This is a genomic window from Candidatus Protofrankia californiensis (assembly GCF_900634765.1).
Lineage (GTDB): Bacteria > Actinomycetota > Actinomycetes > Frankiales > Frankiaceae > Protofrankia > Protofrankia californiensis.
Genome location: NZ_CAAAFT010000311.1, coordinates 1 through 2,947 on the forward strand (window position 1 = coordinate 1; position 2,947 = coordinate 2,947).

The window sequence follows — 2,947 nt, forward strand, 5'->3', positions numbered from 1 at the left end:
CTTCCCGGCCGCCACCTTCTCCACCAGGACGGCCGGGGGCGCAAATCGCTCGCCGTACACCGAGCAGAGCTGCCGGGCAATGTCGAGCCGTACGTCGAGGCCGACGACGTCGCTGAGGCGGAGCGGCCCCATCGGGTGGCGGTACGCCACGACCATCGCCATGTCGATGTCCGCCGCGGACGCCACCCCGTCCTCGAGCATCCGCATGGCCTCCAGGCTCGCGACCAGGTCGAGCCGGCTGGTCGCAAAGCCCGGTACGTCGCGGACGACGATGGCCTGCTTCCCCAGGCGCGTCACCAGCGTCCCTGCGTGCCGCAGCGTGTCTTCCGACGTCCGCGAACCTCTGACGATCTCCACCATCCGCAGCGACCACACCGGGTTGAAGAAGTGCATGCCCAGGAACGTGACCGGGTCCGGCAGCCGAGCGGCGAGCGCGTCGATGGACAGCGAGCTGGTGTTCGACGCGAGCACGGCGGGCCCGCGCTCAGCCGCCGCCGCGAGCACCTCGTGCTTCAGCTCAAGGCGCTCGGGGACGGACTCGACGACGAGATCGAGCGCACGAGGCAGGTCCCGGACCCGGTCCACCGCAGTGACCCGACCAGGGATCGCCGCGGCCTGCTCGGCCGTCAGCTTGCCCCGCGCGAGTCCCTGCCGGGACTGCGCCCGCACGGTCTCGACGCAGCCACGGGCCCGGCCGGGGTCCGGCTCGACGACGAAGACCTCGCAGTCGGCCGCGGCGAAGACGTACGCGATGCCGACGCCCATGGTCCCGGCTCCGATGACACCGACTGCCGTCACGTGTTCCTCCCGTCGATCGACGTGGCAATGCGTGCGGCGCAGGTGCGTCGTGGGTCGTGATTCGTGAGAGGCCCGGCACCGGTGCCGCGTGGCGGACGCTACGACGCCTGTCGACGTTCGTCAACTTAAGCGTTGACTTGATGTCGCGCCCTTGAGACCCTGACCCGTGGCCGACCAGAACGCCCCCGGGCTACGCGCCGACCGCCGGGTTCAAGGCATGCGCTCGTAGGCAGGCAGGGTGAGGAACTCGGCGAAGTCGTCGGCCAGCGCCACCTCGGTGAACAGCAGACGCGCCTGCTCGAAACCGGCGGCGTCGAACCCGTCGCCGAGCCGCTGGGCGATCGTGGCCAGTTCCTCGACGACGATCCGTTCGACCAGGTCACGGGTGACGGGCAGGCCGCCGTCGAGAACGACCCCGTGGTGCAGCCACTGCCAGATCTGGGAGCGTGCGATCTCAGCGGTGGCCGCGTCCTCCATCAGGTTGAAGATCGCGACCGCGCCGCTGCCCCGCAGCCATGCCTGCAGGTACTGCAGGGCCACGCTGACGTTGTTGCGCAGCCCCGCCTCGGTCTGACTGCCGCCGGCCGAGGCGACGTCGAGGAGTGCGGCCGCGTCCACCGTCACGTCGTCACGGGTCCGGTCGAGCTGGTGCGGACGATCGGCGAGCACCCCGTCGAACACCTCCCGGCACAGCGGCACCAGGTCCGGATGGGCGACCCAGGAACCGTCGAAGCCGGCCTCGGCCTCGCGGGTTTTGTCCTCGCGCACCTTCGCCACGGCCGTCTCGTTCACGGCCGCGTCGCGGCGGCTCGGGATGAAGGCGGCCATCCCACCGATGGCGTGTGCGCCCCGCCGGTGGCAGGTGCGTACGAGCAGGTCGGCGTAGGCGCGCATGAACGGTGCTGTCATCGTCACCGAGTCGCGGTCGGGCAGGACGAACCGTCCGCCCCGGTCACGCAGCTTCTTGATGACGCTGAACAGGTAGTCCCACCGGCCCGCGTTCAGCCCGGCGGAGTGCTCGCGCAGCTCGTAGAGGATCTCCTCCATCTCGAAGGCCGCCGGGAGGGTCTCGATGAGCACGGTGGCGCGGATCGTGCCACGGGGAAAGCCCAGGGCGTCCTCGGTATGGCTGAAGACCTCGTTCCACAGCCTCGCCTCCCGGTGACTTTCCGTCTTCGGCAGGTAGAAGTACGGTCCGGAGCCCGCGTCGAGCTGACGCCGGCCGCAGTGGAATGCGTAGAGAGCGAAGTCGAACAGACCGCCGCTGACGGGCTCGCCGTCGACGAGCAGGTGCTTCTCGTCGAGATGCCAACCGCGGGGACGCACCACGATCGTGGTGGTCGTGTCGCCGAGGACGTACCGCCTGCCCTCCGGGCTGGTGAAGTCGATGGTGCGGTCCAGGGCGTCACGCAGGTTGAGCTGGCCGGAGACCATGTTCTCCCACAGCGGGGTGTTGGCGTCCTCGAAGTCCGCCAGCCAGACCTTCGCCCCCGAGTTCAGTGCGTTGATCGTCATCTTGCGGTCGGTGGGCCCGGTGATCTCGACTCGGCGGTCGACCAGGCCGGGCGCGGGTGGGGCGACCTGCCAGTCACCCTCCCGGACGTCCTTCGTCTCGGGCAGGAAGTCCAGGTCCGCGCCCGCGGACAGCTGGGCCTGCCGCTGCGCGCGGGCGGCGAGCAGGGCACCGCGGGTGGCGCCGAACCGACGGTGCAGGTCGGCGAGCAGATCCAGCGCGGACCGGGTCAGGATCTCCTCGCTCCGGTCCACCCGCGGTCCGATGATCTCGACCCCGGCGGGGATGTCCAACTCGCTCATACACCACACACCCAAATTCCGTATCGTGGAAGTTAAAATTCGTATTATGGAATAACGTACGATAGTCGTCGGTGCAGCACAACCACCGCCGCCGACCTGCGCCCGCGCGGAGGATCACGGAGTTCCCCTGTGGCTGGGGAGCCTGACGCCCCTGCCCTGGAAACAGATCCCGCTCGCCGGCCGGACCCGTGACCGTGGCCACGGCCGCAACAAGATCTGCTCCCTGAAGGTCACCGAGGTCCGCGCCGGGATCGGCTTCCCGCACGCCGTCCAGGCCATCCAGATCGTCCGCCGTCGACGGCCCCTAATGGGACGTACCGGGTCGGCGTAAGGC

2 protein-coding genes are annotated in these 2,947 nt (G+C 69.6%); both read right to left on the reverse strand.

Going from position 1 to position 2,947, the window contains the following annotated elements; genetic code table 11:
- A partial coding sequence (locus tag DD1DGNOD_RS16535; RefSeq protein ID WP_206443235.1) for a 3-hydroxyacyl-CoA dehydrogenase family protein occupies positions 1 to 798 on the reverse strand: 798 nt, incomplete at its 3' end.
- Between the two features lie 210 nt (positions 799 to 1,008).
- Positions 1,009 to 2,613, reverse strand: a complete 1,605-nt coding sequence (aceB, locus tag DD1DGNOD_RS16540; protein WP_131770531.1) for a malate synthase A — start codon at positions 2,611 to 2,613, stop codon at positions 1,009 to 1,011.
- Between the last annotated feature and the right edge of the window lie 334 nt (positions 2,614 to 2,947).